Origin of the sequence: Hymenobacter antarcticus (assembly GCF_039539545.1) — a bacterium.
Lineage (GTDB): Bacteria > Bacteroidota > Bacteroidia > Cytophagales > Hymenobacteraceae > Hymenobacter > Hymenobacter antarcticus.
Genome location: NZ_BAABDI010000009.1, coordinates 76650 through 94322, shown reverse-complemented (window position 1 = coordinate 94322; position 17673 = coordinate 76650). Strand labels below are relative to the sequence as shown.

Genomic DNA, 17673 nt, shown 5'->3' with positions numbered 1-17673 from the left:
GAGTTTGGGCAAAATCTTGTTTCGATTTTGATATAGAAGCCGGATTTACCCTGCCCCCTGAGCAGATTCAACGTATGCTCAGTTCGTTTATTCGCAATTGAACATGCTCAAAGTACCCCCGCTACCCGCCTCTCAGCCTTCCCCTACCTCCGGCTTCGTGCGCGTGCGCGGAGCCCGCGAGCACAACCTTAAAAACGTCGACGTCGACATTCCCCGCGATGCGCTGGTAGTGTTCACCGGCGTATCGGGCTCGGGCAAGAGTAGCCTGGCGTTTGGCACGCTCTACGCCGAGGCCCAGCGGCGCTACCTGGAATCGGTGTCGCCCTACGCGCGGCGGCTGTTTCACCAGATGGCCGTGCCCGAGGTCACGTCCATCGACGGGTTGCCGCCGGCCGTGGCCCTGCAGCAGCAGCGCGGCGCGCCCAGCACCCGCTCGTCGGTGGGCTCGGTCACCACACTCTCCAACCTGCTGCGGATGCTGTACTCACGGGCCGGCGACTACCCCGCCGGCCAGGGCATTATCTACGCCGAAGCCTTTTCGCCCAACACGGCCGAGGGCGCCTGCCCCACCTGCCACGGCCTGGGCCGCGTATACGCCGTGACGGAGCAAACCATGGTGCCCGACTCCTCGCTCACCATCCGGGAGCGGGCCATTGCGGCCTGGCCCCAGGCCTGGGGCGGCCAGAACCAGCGCGACATCCTGGTGAGCATGGGCTACGACGTAGACACGCCCTGGCGCGACCTCCCGCAAAAGGACCGCGACTGGATTCTCTTCACCGAGGAGCAGCCCGTGCTGCCCGTGTACCCCGGCTACTCGCCCGAGCAAACGCTCCGAGCTATTAAACGAAAAGAGTCGCCGAACTACATGGGCACGTTCACGGGCGTGAAGCGGCACGTGCTGCACACCTTCGCCACCACCCAAAGCGTGCTCATGAAGAAGCGGGTGGCGCAGTACATGCTGGGCAGCGACTGCCCCACCTGCCACGGCAAGCGCCTGCGGGTTGAGTCGCTGTCGGTAAAGTTTGCGGGGCTGGACATCGCCGAAATGTCGCGGCTGCCGCTGAAGAGGCTGGCAACGTTGCTGCAACCTTTTGCCGAAGGCACGGCCCACAAACAAAAGCACGACAAGCAGCACCCGGAGCAGGCCATCGTTGCCCGGCGCATTGCCGAGGATTTGGCGGCGCGGCTCACGGTACTACTCGATTTGGGCCTGGGCTACCTGTCGCTGGAGCGCGGCACGCCCACGCTTTCGCCCGGCGAGTTGCAGCGATTGCGGCTGGCTACACAGCTTTATTCCAACCTATTCGGCGTGGTGTATGTGCTCGACGAGCCCTCCGCCGGCCTGCACCCGGCCGATACCGAGGCCCTGCTCACCGCGCTGGCCGGCTTGAAAGGAGCGGGCAATTCCCTGTTCGTAGTGGAGCACGATTTGGACGTTATTCGCCAGGCCGACTGGCTGGTGGATGTGGGCCCCGCCGCCGGTGAAAAGGGCGGCCAAATCCTCTACAGCGGCCCACCCGAAGGCCTGAAAACCGTGCTTGAATCGCAGACGCGGCAGTTCCTGTTCGATGCGCCCGCCCTGCCCGACCAGCCGCCGCGCACGCCCACCGGCTGGCTGAGGCTGGCCGGCGTGACGCGCAACAACCTCGACCGGCTCGACGTGGAATTTCCGCTGGCCGTGTTCACAACCGTCACGGGCGTGTCGGGCTCGGGCAAGTCGAGTCTGGTGAGCCAGGTTTTGGTTGAATTAGTAGCCGAGCACCTGGGCCAGGAAATCAGTCCCGAAGAAGAGGAAACCGACGCGCTGGCGCAGCCCGCTCCCGTCACGCTCGGCGGCCAGATAACGGCTGGCATGGAAGGCATTAAGCGCCTGGTGCGCGTCGACCAAAAGCCCATCGGCCGCACGCCGCGCTCCAACATGGCCACCTACACCGGCTTGTTCGACCACGTGCGCAAGCTGTTTGCCGCCACGCCCGAGGCCCGCCAGCGCCGCTACGATGCCGGCCGCTTCTCCTTCAACGTGGCCAAGGGCCGCTGCGAAACCTGCTCGGGCGAGGGCTTTGTGATGGTCGAGCTGCTGTTTCTGCCCAGCGTGTACGCCCCCTGCCCCACCTGCCACGGCGCGCGCTACAACGCCAAAACCCTGGAAGTGAGCTACCACGACAAGAACATTGCCGAAGTCCTGGGCCTGACCGTGGACGATGCCTGGGAATTCTTCGCCGATGAGCCGCCCATCTACCGTGCCCTCACCGTGCTGCGCGAAGTAGGGCTGGGCTACCTGCGCCTCGGCCAGCCCGCCACCGAGCTGTCGGGCGGCGAGGCCCAGCGCATCAAGCTCGCCACCGAGCTGCAACGCATCGGCCGCGGCAATACGCTTTACGTCCTCGACGAACCCACCACCGGCCTCCACCCGTCCGACGTGGAAAAGCTGCTCCTGCAGCTCGAAGGCCTGGTAGCGGCCGGCAACACGGTCATTGTAGTGGAGCACGACATGCGCGTGGTGGCGGGCTCCGATTGGGTCATCGACATTGGCCCCGGCGCGGGCGAAGACGGCGGCCGCGTGGTGGCGGCTGGGGTGCCAAACACGGTAGCCCAGGCCGAAGCCAGCCAAACCGCGCCGTACCTGCGGGAGTTTATGGGGTGAGGCTGCCATGGAGCGCAACCTCCCTTTCGCCCTAAAACCATGACTCCCACCCCGGAAAACCTACCCGAAAAATTCTTCGTTCGCCAGGATGAGACCGCCGATGCGGAGTTCTACCACCACCCGCGCTTCGTCACGCACATCGACGACCGCGCCATTGCGGCCGTTACGCAGCTTTATCGCGAGTATTTCCCGGCCAATAGTGAGGTCCTCGATTTGATGAGCAGCTGGGTGAGCCACCTGCCGGCCGAAATCCAATACCGCCGGGTGGTGGGCCTGGGCATGAACCGCGCCGAGCTGGCGGCCAACCCGCGCCTCAGTGCCTTCGTGGTGCACGACCTCAACCAGCAGCCCGCCCTGCCCTTCGCCAACCAGGAGTTCGACGGCGCGGCCATCTGCGTGTCCGTCGACTACCTGACCCAGCCGGTGGCCGTGCTCCGCGAGCTGGCCCGCGTGCTGCGGCCGGGCGCGGCGCTGGTCATCACCTTCTCCAACCGCTGCTTCCCCAGCAAGGCCGTGGCCGCCTGGCACGCCCTCGACGACCGTGGCCACCTGGCCCTGGTGCGCCAGTACCTGCTGGCCGCCGGCGGCTGGCAGGCCATCGAGCTGCTCGACCGCAGCCCGCTGCCGCCCGGCCGCGCCGACCCGCTGTTTGCAGTGGTGGCCCGGGCGACAAACGCGGCGGCAGTCCGCTCAGAAGTAGGCACTTAAAATTAGGATTGTCTCTATCCCCGATTCTACCTTTGAAACCCTAGGTTGCGTTACCCTTCCCGCAACCACGCGCCCTGAGCGGCTTTATGCGTCAACTGCTTTTGCTCTTTGCTTTCTGTGGCGCGCTGGCTACCCCAGCGGCGGCCCAAGAGGCTGTTTACCTGCCCTATTACTCGCCCGACACTGTGCTGGTGCAGCAGCTGGCTGCCACGCACCGCGCGGCCGTGCAGCGCTGTTTCGAGGTTCCCAAAACGGGCAGCGGCGAGTACCGCGAGCATTACCGTAAAATAGCCCGGGAGGCCGCCGCTGAGGTGTACAACTCCGTGCGCTATTCGGCCCTGCTCGACCCCGTGCTGAACCCCTACGTGCAGGGCATTTTTCAGCAGATTATGCGGGCCAACCCCCAGCTGCCGGCGGCCCGGCTGGTGCTCAGCCGCAACCCCGAGCCCAACGCCCACGCCGTGGGTAGCAGCACCGTGATGCTCAACCTGGGCCTGCTGGCCCGGCTCGAAAACGAGAGCCAGCTCGCCTTCGTGCTCTGCCACGAGCTGGCTCACATGCAGGCCCGGCACATGGAAACCAGCCTGCGCGAGCGGCTCACCACCATCCACAGCAAGGAGCTGAAGCGGGAGGTGCGCCGCATCGTGGCTGAGGAGTACAATATCAGCTCGAAGCTGAAAACCCTCGCTCTGGGCATGTCGCTGAACAGCACCTACCACCAGCGCAAGCACGAAAAACAGGCCGATTCCCTGGGCTACGTCCTGCTGAAACGCACCCGCTTTGAGGCCCCGCAGGCCTACCGCGCACTGCAGCTGCTCGATAAAATCGACCAGCCGCGCGGGGCTGCCCCCCTGGCGCTGGCGCGCTATTTCGGCTGCGCCGCGTTTCCGTACCCGGTGGCCACGGAGCCGCCCAGGCCAAAATCCATTTTCACGGTGGCCGCGCCGGTACAAACGGCCCTGGAGCTGACGGACACGCTCAAATCGCACCCCGACTGCGGCAAGCGTATGGGCTACCTGCGGGCGCTGGCCCAGGGCCAGGTGGCCGATGGTGCCCCGACCACTCCCCCCGCGCCGGAGTTTGCCCACGTGCGGGCGCTCAGCCAATTGGAAGTGGTGCAAAGCTGGTTCGACTACGACTGCTACGACCACGCCCTGTTTGAGGCGCTTGAGCTGCTGCCCGAGCAGCCCGACAATGCCTACCTGCACGCCGTGGTTACGCTCAGCCTGTTTGAGCTGCACCAGCACCTGCTCAACCACAGCTTCACCGAGGTAGTGGGCAACGTGTCGCGGCATAACCCCGACAGCTTCAACCTGCTCCTCACCACGCTTTATACCTGGAAAGCAGAAGATTACCCCGGCCTGAGCGCCTGCTTCGCGCAAGCCGGCACGGCCCCAGGCCTGCCCGCCAACGAGTACGCCCTGGCGGCCCAGTACGCCGCCGCCACGCTGGCCGCCGCGCCCACCGCGCCCACGCTCCGGCAGCACTACCTCACCCGCTACCAGCACGGCCGGTTCCGGCCCCTGCTTTTTCCCGAAATCCCGGCCAAAAAAACCAGCCGTTAGCTGTGTAGACCGTCATGCCGAGCATTCTGCGCATCAAGCAGAGACCGAGGCATCTCGCGTACCGCAGTAACTCAATCGTTGAACGAAGCGAGCGAGATGCCTCGGCCGCGCTCGGCATGACGGTCTACTGCATGACGTTCTGAATAGCTACCACATCCACCATTTTTCCCACTTTTTACTGCTTCATGTTTTCGAAACCTTCCCTTCTGCTGGCCATCGCGGCGCTGGCAGCCCCGGCGGCCTCGCACGCCCAAACCCAAACCCTCGACGATGTTTCGCGCATTGGCCGCTCGGCCATCGAGCCCGTGTATGCGGGCAATGAGGTGAAGGGTTACATCCTCTATGCCAAAGGGGACAAAGCCGACCGCAAAAACGACAACTACCGCCTCGATTTCTACGACCAGGAGCTGACCAAAGCGGCCAGCATCACCCTGCAGAAGCCCTCCGGGAAGTACTACCCGCTCGGCAACGCCTTCAACGGCTCGGCCTTCGCCCTCTACTCCTACAACGCCAAGGACAAAACCCTGGAGCTGGCCACCTACGACACCGGCCTGAAAGAGCTGGGCACTAAGGCCATCGGCGATTTGAACCGGGCCGATATGGCCATGGTGCAGCAGGCGGGCATGCAGCAGGAATCGGGCGGCGAGGCCACGCCGTTTGGCGGCCTCAGCCTGTTTCCGGTGCCGGGCTTCGGCTTCGTACGCAACAGCTTCGAGGGCCTGATGAAGGGCTACAACCTGCAGATGTACGACGACAAGCTGACCCCGCGCTGGCGCATCAGCTCCGACCCGAAGTCGAAATTCTACGAGTCCATCAGCCTCACCGAGGCCACCGACAAGTACATTCTGGCCACCATCATGCGGCGCGATGGGATGATGTCGAAAAAAATCAACTCGTACATGGTCGCCATTGAGGCCCGGACCGGCAAAAAGGTACTCGACATCCCGGTCGAAACCAGCGCCACCGAGCAGCTTTCGCTCAGCTCGTTCACCTTCGACCCCGCCAAGCGCGAGTTCGTGGCCGTGGGCGAATTCTACAAGCTCGACGACAAGCCGTTCATCAACAAAAGCCAGGGCTTTTTCATCAAGCGCTTCAGTGAAGCCGGCAAGGCAATCGGGGCCAAGAATTACGGCTGGCAGAACGAGGTGCGCGCCGCCATGCCCGCCGAGGCCCGCCCAAGCATGGAAGATGGTTTTGTGAACTTCGCCCAGTCCATCGTGCGCACGGCCAACGGCAAAACGTACATCGTGGCCGAGCAGTACAAAGTAGTGGCCGACGGCGTGGGCATTGCCGCCGCCATGATGGGCGGCCGCGGCGTATCGGTGAGCAAGGGCCAAATCGCCAATATGTTCGTATTCGGCCTCGAACCCGATGGCAAACTGACCGACGTGAAATTTTTCCCCAAAGCCCCCTCGCGGGCCTACGTGCCGGCCGGGGCCGGGCTGGCCGGCACCGGCCTGCTGGGCTATGTGTTCAAGTCCACGGGCCAGTTCGACTACCAGTTTATCCAGAAAAACGACGCCAACTCCCAGTTTAATGTCGTCTACATCAACTACGACAAGGAGAAGGGCGAGCAAACCAAGAAAGTAATTGGCAACATCGGCTTCGGCGAAAGCGGCCAGTTCAAGCTCGACAAAATTGATGGCACGAGCAGCGCCACCGCTTCGTTCCTCTACCCCGCCAAACCCGGCTACCTGATGATGGTAGACTACCTGAAAAAGGAGAAAAAGCTGGGCATGAAGCTGGTTAAGCTCAATATCTAAGCTACCTGGGATTCGCTTAATCAAAAAAGGCCCGGCGCATAAGCCGGGCCTTCTTGTTTTAGCAGGTTTGCGTCCTGCTGGGGTTGGCATGGAAAAAGAAAAGGCCGTTTCCATATTGGAAACGGCCTTTTAGGTAGCGGGGACTGGACTCGAACCAGTGACCTTTGGGTTATGAGCCCAACGAGCTACCAACTGCTCCACCCCGCACTGTTTTGGTGCTGCAAAGGTAGGCGTATTTTTTGGTTGAACCAAGCCCCGGGCCTTAATTTAGCGAAGCATGCCCCATTTTGTCAGTAGCGCAAGGCAATTACACGGCGGATACGGCACCTAATTACCCGGCACCCAAATGGTTGGTGCGGGCAGCGAACTACCTTGCTTTTATCCGCTTTTAGGGCCGCTTACCTTTGAGGCCCTACTTTTTCTGCATATGAGTCCGTTGTTGGTTGAGGATTACCTGGAAATCAGTTACCGGGCCGATTTGGACCTGTTGGTAGCGCGTTGGCTGCTTCCCATTGAGCTGCCCAGGATGCAGGAGGGCTACCAGCTGCTGCTGGAAGCGGCCCAGGCGGGCAATTGCCGCCGCTGGCTGCTCGATGTGCGCCGCCGCCTCAACACTCACCAGGTGGGCGCGCAGTGGATGGTGAGCACGTTTTTGCCGCAGCTGGGGGCGCAGCTGGGCGGGCGCACCCGCCTGGCCTACCTGCTGGCCCCCGTGTACCTGCGCGATGCGGCCGCGGACTCGGCTTTTCCGCCACCGGCTTATTTCGAGGGGAAGCCATACATCGGCGAGCGGTTCATTGAAGAAAACACGGCCATTGCCTGGCTGCGGGAGGAGGTGGCCGACTAAGCTGGGGCGTTGGCTATGACCGGCCGGGTTGCGTATAGCCCAGGACTTCGCCCTCCCTGCTTTCGTTATGCTCCCAATTCCGTTTACTACCCCCCGCACTGCTCGCTACCTGTTGCTGGGCGAGCCCGGGCCCGCCATTTCGCACGTATGGATATGCCTGCACGGCCACGACCAACCGGTGGCCGACCTGGCCCGGCAGCTGCAAAACCTGGACACTCCCGACCGCCTGCTGGTGCTGCCCGAGGCTCTGAGCCGCTACGAGCAGCCCGGTACCGGCCCCGATGCGCCCACCACGCGGGCCGCGTGGTTTGCCGCCGATTCCCTGCTGGCCGATTTCGATGACCTCGGCACCTACCTCGATGCGCTGGCCCGGCAAGTGCTGGCCGATTGTCCGCCCGAAACGCCTCTCACGGTGCTGGGCTACGGCCACGGTGCGGCGGCCGCCTGTCGCTGGCTGGCCAACAATGGCGTTGATTACAGCCGGCTGATTCTGTGCGCGCCCGTATTCCCGGCCGAAATTGACCGGCGGGCGACGCTGGTGGCCCTGCCCGAGCGGCCCGTACTGGTGGTGAGCACCACCACCGATACCTACACGCCCGAAGCCGCCGGCGAAGGCCTGATGCAGGACCTGCTGGATGTGGGCCTGAGCGCCCAGCAGCGCCTCGTGGATGCCGCCGGCCCGCTGCCGCTGGCTGCCCTGGCCGGTGGCCCTGACGCTTAACTTAGGCAGCGGCTAAAGAAGAGGGCTTTGGCCCCGGCTTTGTGCGGACCTTTGCGGGGCCACTCAATTAGCCAGTCTCGCCCTGCTCCCATTTGCCCGCTGCATATGTCTGACAAACGCGCGCCCGCTCTGGGCTTTATTTTCATTACGATTCTCATTGATGTAATTGGGCTGGGCCTCATCATTCCGGTGGTGCCCAAGCTCATTCGGCAGCTCACGGGCGAGGGGCTGAGTCGGGCGTCGGAGTATTCGGGCTGGCTCACGTTTGCCTACGCCAGTGCGCAGTTCTGCTTTGCGCCGGTGATGGGCGGGCTCAGCGACAAACTGGGGCGGCGGCCGGTGCTGCTGGCCGCGCTGCTGGGCCTGGGGCTCGATTATGTGTTTCTGAGCTTTGCTCCCACCCTGGCCTGGCTGTTTGTGGGGCGCGTGCTGGCGGGCGTCACGGGGGCCAGCTTCACCACGGCCACGGCCTACATCGCCGACATCAGCACACCCGAGAAGCGGGCCCAGAACTTTGGGTTGGTGGGCGCGGCCTTTGGCATCGGCTTCATCATCGGGCCGGCGCTGGGCGGGCTGCTGGCCGATTTTGGCTCGCGGGTACCGTTTATGGTGGCGGCGGGGCTCAGCCTGTGCAATTTCTGCTACGGCTACTTCGTGCTGCCCGAGTCGCTGACGCTTGATAAGCGGCGGCCGTTTGAGTGGCGGCGGGCCAACCCCGTGGCCTCGCTGCTGCGGCTGCGCAAGTACCCGGCCACGCTGGGGCTGGTGGCGGCGCTGGTGCTCATCTATTTGGCGGGCTCGGCCACGCAATCGGTCTGGACGTTTTACACCATGCTCAAGTTCGGCTGGACCGAAAAGCTGGTGGGCATCTCGCTGGCCGTGGTGGGGCTGTTTTCGGGGCTGGTGCAGGGTGGACTGGTGCGCGTGGCCATCCCCAGGCTGGGCGCGGCGCGAGCCATTATCATCGGGCTGCTGTGCTACGTGGTGGGTTTCGTGCTCTTCGCTTTCGCCTCGCGGGGCTGGATGATGCTGGTATTCCTGGCTCCCTACTGCCTGGGCGGGCTGGCGGGCCCGGCCCTGCAGGGCACTATTTCGAACCAGGTGCCGGCCAACGAGCAGGGCGAGCTCCAGGGCTCGCTCACCAGCCTCATCAGCGCGACCGGCGTGGTGGGGCCGCTGCTGATGACCTATCTGTTCGCGTTTTTCACCGGCCCCACGGCTCCGGTGCAGTTTCCCGGCGCGCCGTTTCTGCTGGGGGCGGTGCTCACGCTGGGCAGCGTGGCCCTGGCCGTGCGCTCGCTCAGGAAGCACCCGCCGGTGGTGGCGCCCGTAGAAATTGTGCCGGCCCACTAATTCGCGGCTGCCAAAAGCGGCACATGCCCCACAACCCCCGTAATTTGCCCGTGCTACCCACTGCCCCCCTGCCATGAACATGGAAATCCCCGCACCTCTCATCGATTTTACGCACCGCGCCGACCTCGATATCCTCGTGAGCCGCTGGGCCTATCAGCCCCACCCGCGCGAGTTGCCGGCCGTATACCAGCAAATGACGGACGTGGCCCTACACGAAAAATCCCGGTTCTGGCTGCAGGACATTCGCCGCCGCACCCTCAACGACCCGGAAACAACCAATTGGTTGCTAACTACTTACTTTCCGACCATGGCCCGGCGGCTGGATGGGCGCTTGTTTGTGGCCTACCTGGTGGGGCCGACGCTGCACAATTCCATTATCAACCAGCCCGACTACGTGTCGGCGGAAGCATACGATGACAAGCCTTTCGCCATTTCGTTCTTTGGCGACGAAGGCGCGGCCATCCGCTGGCTGCAAATTCAGCAGACCAACAAAGCCCACTAGGCCCGGCACCGGGCGCCCTCCCCGCAACAGCGGCGCTCTACTGCATTTATTTCCTGTTTAGAAAAAGCCGTTTTCGCCCTGAAAACGGCTTTTTTGTGGATTTTAATACTTGAGCGAGCAATCATCATTGAATAATTACGAAACTTTCGTAGATTTACGACATAATCGTAATTAGCCTGCTCGCCGCTGCCCATGGAACGCCTCACCCAACCCGAAGAAGACGCCCTGCGCGTGCTATGGCCCCTGCCCGGCGGGGGCTTCGTGAAAGACGTGCTGGAACACCTGCCCGCGCCGCGCCCGCCCTACACCACGCTGGCCAGCACGCTCCGCAACCTGGAGCGCAAGGGCTACGTGCGGGCCGAAAAGCTGGGCAATTCCTTTCGGTTTGTACCCCTCGTGTCGGCCGATGACTACCAGCGCCGCTCGCTGGGCACGCTGGTGAAGGAGCATTTTCAGGATTCCTACAAAGAGCTGGTGTCCTTTTTCGCGCAGGAGAATAAAATCAGCGCCGCTGATTTGCAGGAGATTATCCGGCTCATCGAAAACAAAAAACCCGAGTAGCCATGGCCGCTTCCATTCTGCTCTACCTGCTGAAGGCCAACGCGGTGCTGCTGCTGTTTGCGGCGGCCTATTTCGGCCTGTTGCGCCGGCTCACGTTCTTCAGCCTGAACCGGTTTTACCTGTTATTCGCGCTACTGTTTGCGGCCGTGTACCCGGCCCTGCCGGTGCCCGCGCTGCTGCCGGCCGAGGCTGCCCCGAGCCTGGCATTCGTGCTGGTAGCCGCTACCGCTGCTCGCCCCGGCGCGGCCGCTGCTACTGCTAGCGTTGATTGGGCCACGGCGGGCGTAGGGATGTATGCCGTCGGCACGGCCCTGATGGTGGGTCGGCTGCTCTGGCAGCTGTTCTCGCTGGGGCGGGTGCGGCAGCGGTCACGCGCGGCCGTGGTGGCCGGGCAGCCAGTGCGGGTGCTGCCGGGCGCGCTCAGCCCGTTCTCATTCGGACGCAGCATTTACCTCAACCCCGACCTGCACCCCGGCCCTGAGCTGAGCGCCGTGCTGCGCCACGAGCAGGTACATGTGCGCCAGTGGCACACGCTGGATGTGCTGCTAGCCCAACTGGCGCTGGCAGCAGCGTGGTGCAACCCGGCGGCCTGGCTGCTGCGCCAAGCCTTACTTGACAACCTCGAATACCTCGCCGACCAGGCCGTGCTTCGGGCTGGCCTCGACCGGCGCACTTACCAATACAGCCTGCTGCGCCTCAGCCACGGGGCATCGGGCCCACCGCTTGTTTCCTTTTTCACATTTCCAACCCTCAAAAACCGCGTTAAGATGATGAACACACCTCTTTCTTCGACCGGGCAGCTGGCCCGCTATATTGTGGCCGGGCCGCTGGTCCTAGCCATTGCCTTGGGCTTATCGGGGGCGCGGGCGCAGGGCGCTGGCCCGGTGGTACCAGCCGCAAAAACTACCACGAGCAAGGGTGTGAGCATGCCGCGCCTCACCTACGTGGATGGACGGCCGTATGACCAGCCGCTGGACAAGATTTCGCCCCAGACCATTGCCCGGGTAGACGTGGTGAAGGGCAGCCAGGCCCGGCAGCTGTTTGGCGAGCAGGCCGCCGACGGGGTCATTCTCGTCACCACCAAAGCCAACCAGAACCGCGCCGATGTACTGGCTTTGCAGAACAAAATAGCCGCCACACGCCCCATCAGCCTCGTGCCGGACGCCTTGCGCCGCACCGTTACAATGGATGCGCAGCAACGTACCCCGGCCCCCGTCTACTACCTCGACGGCCAACGGCAACCCGGCGACCTTAACCGCTTACAGCCTGCCGATATCGCCAGCATGCAGGTATTTAAGGGCGAACGTTGCCGCCAGCTCTTTGGCGAAACCGGCGGCAGCGGGGTGATTGTCATCACCACTAAAGCCAATCAGCATCGGGCCGACGTGGTGGAATTCAACCAAAAAGTGGGTGGAGCCGCGTACACCCCGGCCGGCAAGTAGGCCATCGGCACAACACTGCGCCAAAACGCCGCTCCTGCCGTGGGAGCGGCGTTTTTGGTAAAAATGCCTTACTGGGCGGGCCTGAGCCACGCGGCAGCCTTCGGCGCGGCCCCGATGTCTTTGTGTCTACTTTGCATTGAAAACTCTGGCATTTGCTTCTATGAACTTCCTCACTTCCCGTCCCTAGCTGGCGGCGGCAACACTGGCCCTGGCCAGCTGCGCCGGCACCAAGCCCGCCGCCGTGGCTACCGCTCCGGCCGCCCCCGCCACCACTGCCCCGGTTTCCGCCGACCCCAAAGGCGTGGGCCTCGACATGGCCGACCTGGACCGCTCGGTGAACCCCTGCGACGACTTCTTCCAGTTTTCGGGTGGCAACTGGCTGCGGAGCAACCCCATTCCGAGCTACGCCAGCAGTTGGGGGCCGCGCAACCTGCTCGGCAACCGCACCCAGGAAACGTTGCGCAGTATTCTGGACGATGCCGCCGCCAATCGCACGGCCGCGCCCGGCAGCAACGCCCAGAAAGTGGGCGACTTCTACGCCGCCGCCATGGACACCGTGGCCATCGACCGGGCCGGCCTCGCGCCCCTGAAACCGGAGCTGGACCGCGTGGCCGCCATGCGCAACGCGGCCGGGCTGCGTGCTGAAATCGTGCACCTGCAGGAGCTGGGCACCGGCGTATTCTTCCGGGCGGGCGTGGACGTGGACGAGAAGAAAACCACCCAATACGCCGTGCAGCTAAACCAGGGCGGCCTCACGCTGCCCGACCGCGACTTCTACTTCAAGGACGATACCCGCACCACGAAGGTGAAAACGGCCTACCGCGCCTACATGACCCAGCTGTTTGGGCTGCTGGGCGATGCCCCAGCCGTGGCCCAGCGCAACGCCGCCACCGTCGAGCGCCTCGAAACCCGCCTCGCCAAGGCCTCCCGCACCCGCGTGGAGCTGCGCGACCCGCAGGCCAACTACAACAAGCTGACCGTGGCCGCCGCTCAAAAGCGCTACCCCAGTCTCAATCCCAAAGGCCTGCTGACGGGCATGCAGCTCGGCAAGGCTCAGGAGGTTATTTTCGGCCAGCCCGCTTTCTTCGATGAGGTGAATGCGGTGCTGAAAACCGAGCCGCTGGCCGACCTCAAAACCTATATGCGTTGGCACCTGGTGCGCTCGTCGGCGGCGGCCCTGCCCACGGCCTATGCCGAGGCGGCCTTCCGCTACAGCCAGGCCCTGACCGGGGCCAAGCAGCCGGCCCCGCGCTGGAAGCGCATGCAGGCCGCCACCGACCAGGCGCTGGGCGAAGCCTTCGGCCAGCTCTACGTCGACCAGGCGTTTTCGCCCGAAGCCAAGGCCAAGGCCCTGGAAATGGTGGCCAACATCCGGGCCAGCATGGCCGAGCATATCCAGACCAACACCTGGATGAGCGCGCCCACCAAGGCTGAGGCCCTGAAAAAGCTGAACGCGTTGCGCGTGAAAATCGGCTACCCCGACGTGTGGAAGGACTATTCGAACCTGAAAATCAGCCGCGAGAGCTACCTGAAGAACGTGCTGGCTGCCCGCCGCTGGGAGAGTCGGCGCGAAACCGCCAAGTTCGGCGGGCCGATTGACCGCAACGAGTGGGGCATGACCCCGCCCACCATCAACGCCTACTACAACCCGCCGATGAACGAAATCGTGTTTCCGGCCGGCTACCTGCAACCGCCGTTCTTCGACCCCAAGGCCGATGACGCCATCAACTACGGGGCCATTGGCGGGGTGATGGGCCACGAGATGACCCACGGCTTCGACGACCAGGGCCGGCAGTACGACTCCGAAGGCAACCTGCGCGACTGGTGGACGCCCGCCGACGCGGCCGAGTTCACGAAGCGCGCCGCCGTGGTGGGCAAGCAGTACAGCGAATTCTCGCCCCTGGACTCGGTGCGTGTGAACGGCCAGCTGACCATGGGCGAAAACCTGGCCGATTTCGCCGGTCTCACCGTGGTGTACGGGGCCCTGGAAAAGCAATTGCAGCAGCGCTACGGCAGCGGCCCGCGCCCGAAGTTCGACGGCTTCACACCCGAGCAGCGCTACTTTCTGAGCTGGGCCCAGCTGCGCCGCACCAACATCCGCCCCGAGGCCCTGCGCCAGCAAATCCTCACCGACCCGCACTCGCCCGGCCAGTACCGCACCATCGGCCCGCTGATGAACATGCCGCAGTTTCAGCAGGCGTTTGGGTGTGCCGAGGGCAGCAAGATGACCCGCAGCGCGAGTGAGCGAGCGGTGATTTGGTAGCAGCGCGAACTTTTAGTTCGCGCCCCAGCGCCGCTTGATTATCATTTGGAAGGAAGCCCCGATGCCTGCGCATCGGGGCTTGTTTGTGCGATTAACTTTACCCTGACATTCTACCAATTGGGTGTCCGTTTCTTCCTTTGATATGAAGCACATTTCCTCGTTGTGGCGCGGCTGGCCGGTGGCCGGACTGCTGCTAATTCTCTTCTTCCTGACGGGGCCGGCGGCACGGGCCCAGGTCCCGGCCTGGCAAACGCTGGTGGCGGCCGGCCTTACCGGAACCACACCGACGGGCTATTCCTATGTGGAGGCTACGACGACCGATGCGGCGGGCAATTTGTACCTCGTCGGTAATTTCGACGGTGACATTACCCTTGGGGGCATCGCCCTCAACGGAGGAGGAAGACGGCAAATCGGCATTTTCGTGGCTAAGTGGAGCCGGTCCAGCAATAGCTTCGCGTGGGTGCAGAGCACCACCGGCAGCACATCCGACTCCTACCTCAACCGGCCCACGGCCGTAGCGGTGCAAGGCACGAGCGTGTACGTAGCCGGTTTCTTCCGAAGTTCTTCCTTTGCCTTCGGCAGCACTACGCTCAGCAATAGCAACGCGGGCAACACCAGCGACGTGTTTGTGGCCAAGCTCACCGATACTGGGGCCAGTGCCAGCTTCGTTTGGGCGCTGAAAGCCGGCGGCGCAGGCACCGACGAGGCCGCGGCCCTGGCCGTGAGCAGCAGCAACGTGTACCTGGCCGGTTCTTTCACCAGCGCACAAGCTAACTTTGGTTCCATCAGCCTGGCCAATTCCGGCGCACCCACGGCCAATGGCTTCGTGGCCAAACTCACTGATGCCGGCCCCAGTGCCGGGATGGTATGGGCGCAGTCGCTGGGTGGCACAGGGTTCGACGTAGTGAGCGCACTGGCCATGAATGGCTCAGAAGTAATCGTGGCCGGTTCGTTTGCCAGTGCCACGGTCGCCTTTGGGGCTATTTCCCTTGCCAACGCTTTGCCTGGCAGCGGCGACGTGTTTATAGCCAAGCTGCTTGACAGTGGCCTCGCACCCAGCTTTACCTGGGCCCAGCGGGCCGGCGGCACCGGCAATGACTACTGCTCGGCCCTGGCCGTCAGCAGCCCCAATATTTACCTGGCGGGTGGGTTCTCCGGCAGCACTGCTACGTTTGGCACCAGCACTTTGGCCAATGCGGGCAGTAGCAATTTTACGGTTGATGTATTCGTGGCCAAACTCGCCGATGCGGGCACCAGTAGCAGTTTCGTTTGGGCCGTGCCTGCCGGCGGCGTGGGCGACGAGTGGCCCACGGCCGTGGCAGTAACCGGCCCCCATGTGTACGTAGCGGGCAGTTTTGGCCACCCCACTGCCCGCTTTGGAACCACTGTACTCACTAATACTGGCCCCAACCCGGGTGACGATATTTTCGTGGCCAAACTTACTGATACAGGGTCCGGGGCCAGCTACGCATGGGCGCTGCAGGCCGGCGGTCCTGGCGGCGAAGGTGCTACCGGCGTGGTCGTGAGTGGCAACCGCGTGTATGTAGCTGGCGGGGTATCGCCGATGGCCTTGTTTGGCAGTTTGACCGCAACCCTTCCTGCTAATAACGCCATGGCTTTCCTCGCCTCCCTCACCGACCCAACCCTGCTGGCCACCACGCCCGCCCTGAGCGACGCGGCCTTCACCCTGGCCCCCAACCCCGCCCGCACCGCCACCACCGTGATGCTGCCCTCCCTGCCCGGCACTGCCTCGGCCACCCTCACCCTGCTCGATGCCCTGGGCCGGGCCGTCCGCACAGCTACCGTGCCCCTGCCCCCCGTCGGCCTGAGCCACGAGTTGGACCTAAGCGGCTTGGCCCCCGGCCTTTACGCCGTGCAGATGCAGGCCGGCCCGGCCACGGCCACGCGCCGCCTGGTGGTGGAGTAGCCACTTAGCCCACGTCGGCCGCTTCCTTGGCTTCCTGGGCAGTGGTGATGTCCAAGCATAAAAAACCCGCCCTGCATCCAGCAAGGCGGGTTTTTTATATACTATGAGTACATAAACCGCACAAATCGGCCTTTGTCTACCCTTCCATCACCTTATTCTGGCGGTTGATGGATTCTAAATGCACGGCCGCAAGGTACTGCTCCACAAAGTCATTGGTCAGGCCCACGGAGCTGCCCTGGCGCAGGGCGCGCTCCAGCACTTCGTTCCAACGATTGGTTTGCAGGATGGTGATGTCGTTTTCCTTCTTGTAGAGGCCAATTTTCTCGGCCACGCCCATTCGGCGGCCCAGCAGCTGCATAATCTCGGCATCGAGCTGATTGATTTGCTCGCGGAAGCTGGCCAGGGCGGTGAGGAATTCGCGCGCATTGGTGGTTTCGTGCCGCCACACCAGGCCCTCGATGAGGTCGCGTAGCACCTCGGGGGTGATTTGCTGCTTGGCGTCGCTCCAGGCCGCGTCGGGGTTCTGGTGCGACTCTATCATGGTGCCGTCGAAGCCCAGGTTGAGGGCCTGCTGGGCCACGGCGGCCAGCGTATCGCGCCGGCCGCAGATGTGGCTGGGGTCGCAGAGCAGCGGCAGCTCGGGCAGGCGGCGCTTCATCTCGATGGGCAGGTGCCACATCGGCGCGTTGCGAAAGTCAGTGTTGCCGTAGCTCGAAAAGCCCCGATGAATGAGGCCCACGTGCTCCAGACCGGCTTTTTGCAGCCGTTCCACGGCTCCCACCCACAGCTCCAGCTCAGGGTGAATGGGGTTCTTCACCAGCACCGGCACCTGCACGCCGCGCAGCACGTTGGCGATTTCCTGTACCGAAAACGGGTTGCCGGTAGTGCGCGCCCCCACCCACAGGATGTCTACGCCGAAGGCCAGGCAGTCCTCGACGTGCTTGGCGGTGGCCACTTCCACGGCAATGGGCAGGCCCGTCAGCTCGCTGGCTTTCTTGAGCCACGGCAGGCCCTTGGTGCCCACGCCCTCGAAGCCGCCGGGCTTGGTGCGTGGCTTCCAGATGCCGGCGCGCAGGGCCTGCACCTTGCCGGTAGCAGCCAGGCGCTGGCAGGTGTCGAGCACCTGCTCTTCGGTTTCGGCCGAGCACGGGCCGGAGATGAGGTAAGGCTTGTCGTCGGGCTTGCGGTTAAATAGGGCGGATTTCATTGGGGTATTTTTTTTGATTAGTTGATTCTGATTAATTCTGGTACGTCATGCTGAGCGTAGTCGAAGCATCTCGCGTGTGGTAGCAATCCAATCGTTTAACGATTATGATTACTATCCCGAGCGAGATGCTTCGGCTGCGCTCAGCATGACGTTCTGTTTCTCACCTACTC

13 protein-coding genes and 1 tRNA gene are annotated in these 17673 nt (G+C 63.6%); 12 read left to right on the top strand and 2 right to left on the bottom strand.

From position 1 onward, the window contains the following. Positions 1 to 103 precede the first annotated feature (103 nt). The 4 genes from ABD819_RS08635 (at position 104) to ABD819_RS08620 (ending at position 6680) form a co-directional block, all read left to right on the top strand. Positions 104 to 2644, top strand: coding sequence for an excinuclease ABC subunit UvrA (locus tag ABD819_RS08635; RefSeq protein ID WP_345123123.1), 2541 nt, complete (start codon positions 104 to 106; stop codon positions 2642 to 2644). Positions 2645 to 2683: 39 nt separating this feature from the next. After that, complete coding sequence (locus tag ABD819_RS08630; protein WP_345123121.1) at positions 2684 to 3352, top strand: class I SAM-dependent methyltransferase; 669 nt, start codon at positions 2684 to 2686, stop codon at positions 3350 to 3352. A gap of 86 nt (positions 3353 to 3438) precedes the next feature. Further along, positions 3439 to 4917: a M48 family metalloprotease gene (locus ABD819_RS08625; protein WP_345123119.1), complete on the top strand. Its 1479-nt coding sequence runs from the start codon at positions 3439 to 3441 to the stop codon at positions 4915 to 4917. Between the two features lie 185 nt (positions 4918 to 5102). Next, on the top strand, positions 5103 to 6680 hold the full coding sequence (locus tag ABD819_RS08620) for a DUF6770 family protein (protein WP_345123117.1): 1578 nt from the start codon (positions 5103 to 5105) through the stop codon (positions 6678 to 6680). Between the two features lie 134 nt (positions 6681 to 6814). Here ABD819_RS08620 and ABD819_RS08615 read toward each other — a convergent pair. Continuing rightward, a tRNA-Met gene (locus tag ABD819_RS08615) sits at positions 6815 to 6887 on the bottom strand. A 220-nt stretch (positions 6888 to 7107) separates the two neighbouring features. Here ABD819_RS08615 and ABD819_RS08610 point away from each other — a divergent pair. From ABD819_RS08610 to ABD819_RS08575, 8 genes are all read left to right on the top strand, one after another. Then, positions 7108 to 7527, top strand: coding sequence for a hypothetical protein (locus ABD819_RS08610; protein WP_345123115.1), 420 nt, complete (start codon positions 7108 to 7110; stop codon positions 7525 to 7527). A 67-nt stretch (positions 7528 to 7594) separates the two neighbouring features. Beyond that, positions 7595 to 8248 carry an alpha/beta hydrolase gene (locus ABD819_RS08605; protein WP_345123113.1) on the top strand — a complete coding sequence of 218 codons (654 nt, stop codon included), beginning with the start codon at positions 7595 to 7597 and terminating at the stop codon, positions 8246 to 8248. A gap of 105 nt (positions 8249 to 8353) precedes the next feature. Further along, complete coding sequence (locus ABD819_RS08600; RefSeq protein ID WP_345123111.1) at positions 8354 to 9601, top strand: TCR/Tet family MFS transporter; 1248 nt, start codon at positions 8354 to 8356, stop codon at positions 9599 to 9601. A gap of 73 nt (positions 9602 to 9674) precedes the next feature. Beyond that, positions 9675 to 10103, top strand: a complete 429-nt coding sequence (locus ABD819_RS08595; RefSeq protein WP_345123109.1) for a hypothetical protein — start codon at positions 9675 to 9677, stop codon at positions 10101 to 10103. Between the two features lie 192 nt (positions 10104 to 10295). After that, positions 10296 to 10664, top strand: coding sequence for a BlaI/MecI/CopY family transcriptional regulator (locus tag ABD819_RS08590; protein WP_345123107.1), 369 nt, complete (start codon positions 10296 to 10298; stop codon positions 10662 to 10664). Between the two features lie 2 nt (positions 10665 to 10666). Further along, positions 10667 to 12106, top strand: coding sequence for a M56 family metallopeptidase (locus ABD819_RS08585; RefSeq protein ID WP_345123105.1), 1440 nt, complete (start codon positions 10667 to 10669; stop codon positions 12104 to 12106). A 241-nt stretch (positions 12107 to 12347) separates the two neighbouring features. After that, positions 12348 to 14369, top strand: a complete 2022-nt coding sequence (locus ABD819_RS08580) for a M13 family metallopeptidase (protein ID WP_345123103.1) — start codon at positions 12348 to 12350, stop codon at positions 14367 to 14369. A 142-nt stretch (positions 14370 to 14511) separates the two neighbouring features. Then, positions 14512 to 16296, top strand: coding sequence for a T9SS type A sorting domain-containing protein (locus tag ABD819_RS08575; RefSeq protein ID WP_345123101.1), 1785 nt, complete (start codon positions 14512 to 14514; stop codon positions 16294 to 16296). A gap of 136 nt (positions 16297 to 16432) precedes the next feature. Here ABD819_RS08575 and ABD819_RS08570 read toward each other — a convergent pair whose 3' ends face one another. Further along, complete coding sequence (locus ABD819_RS08570) at positions 16433 to 17503, bottom strand: chorismate mutase (protein WP_345123099.1); 1071 nt, start codon at positions 17501 to 17503, stop codon at positions 16433 to 16435. Positions 17504 to 17673: the final 170 nt, after the last annotated feature.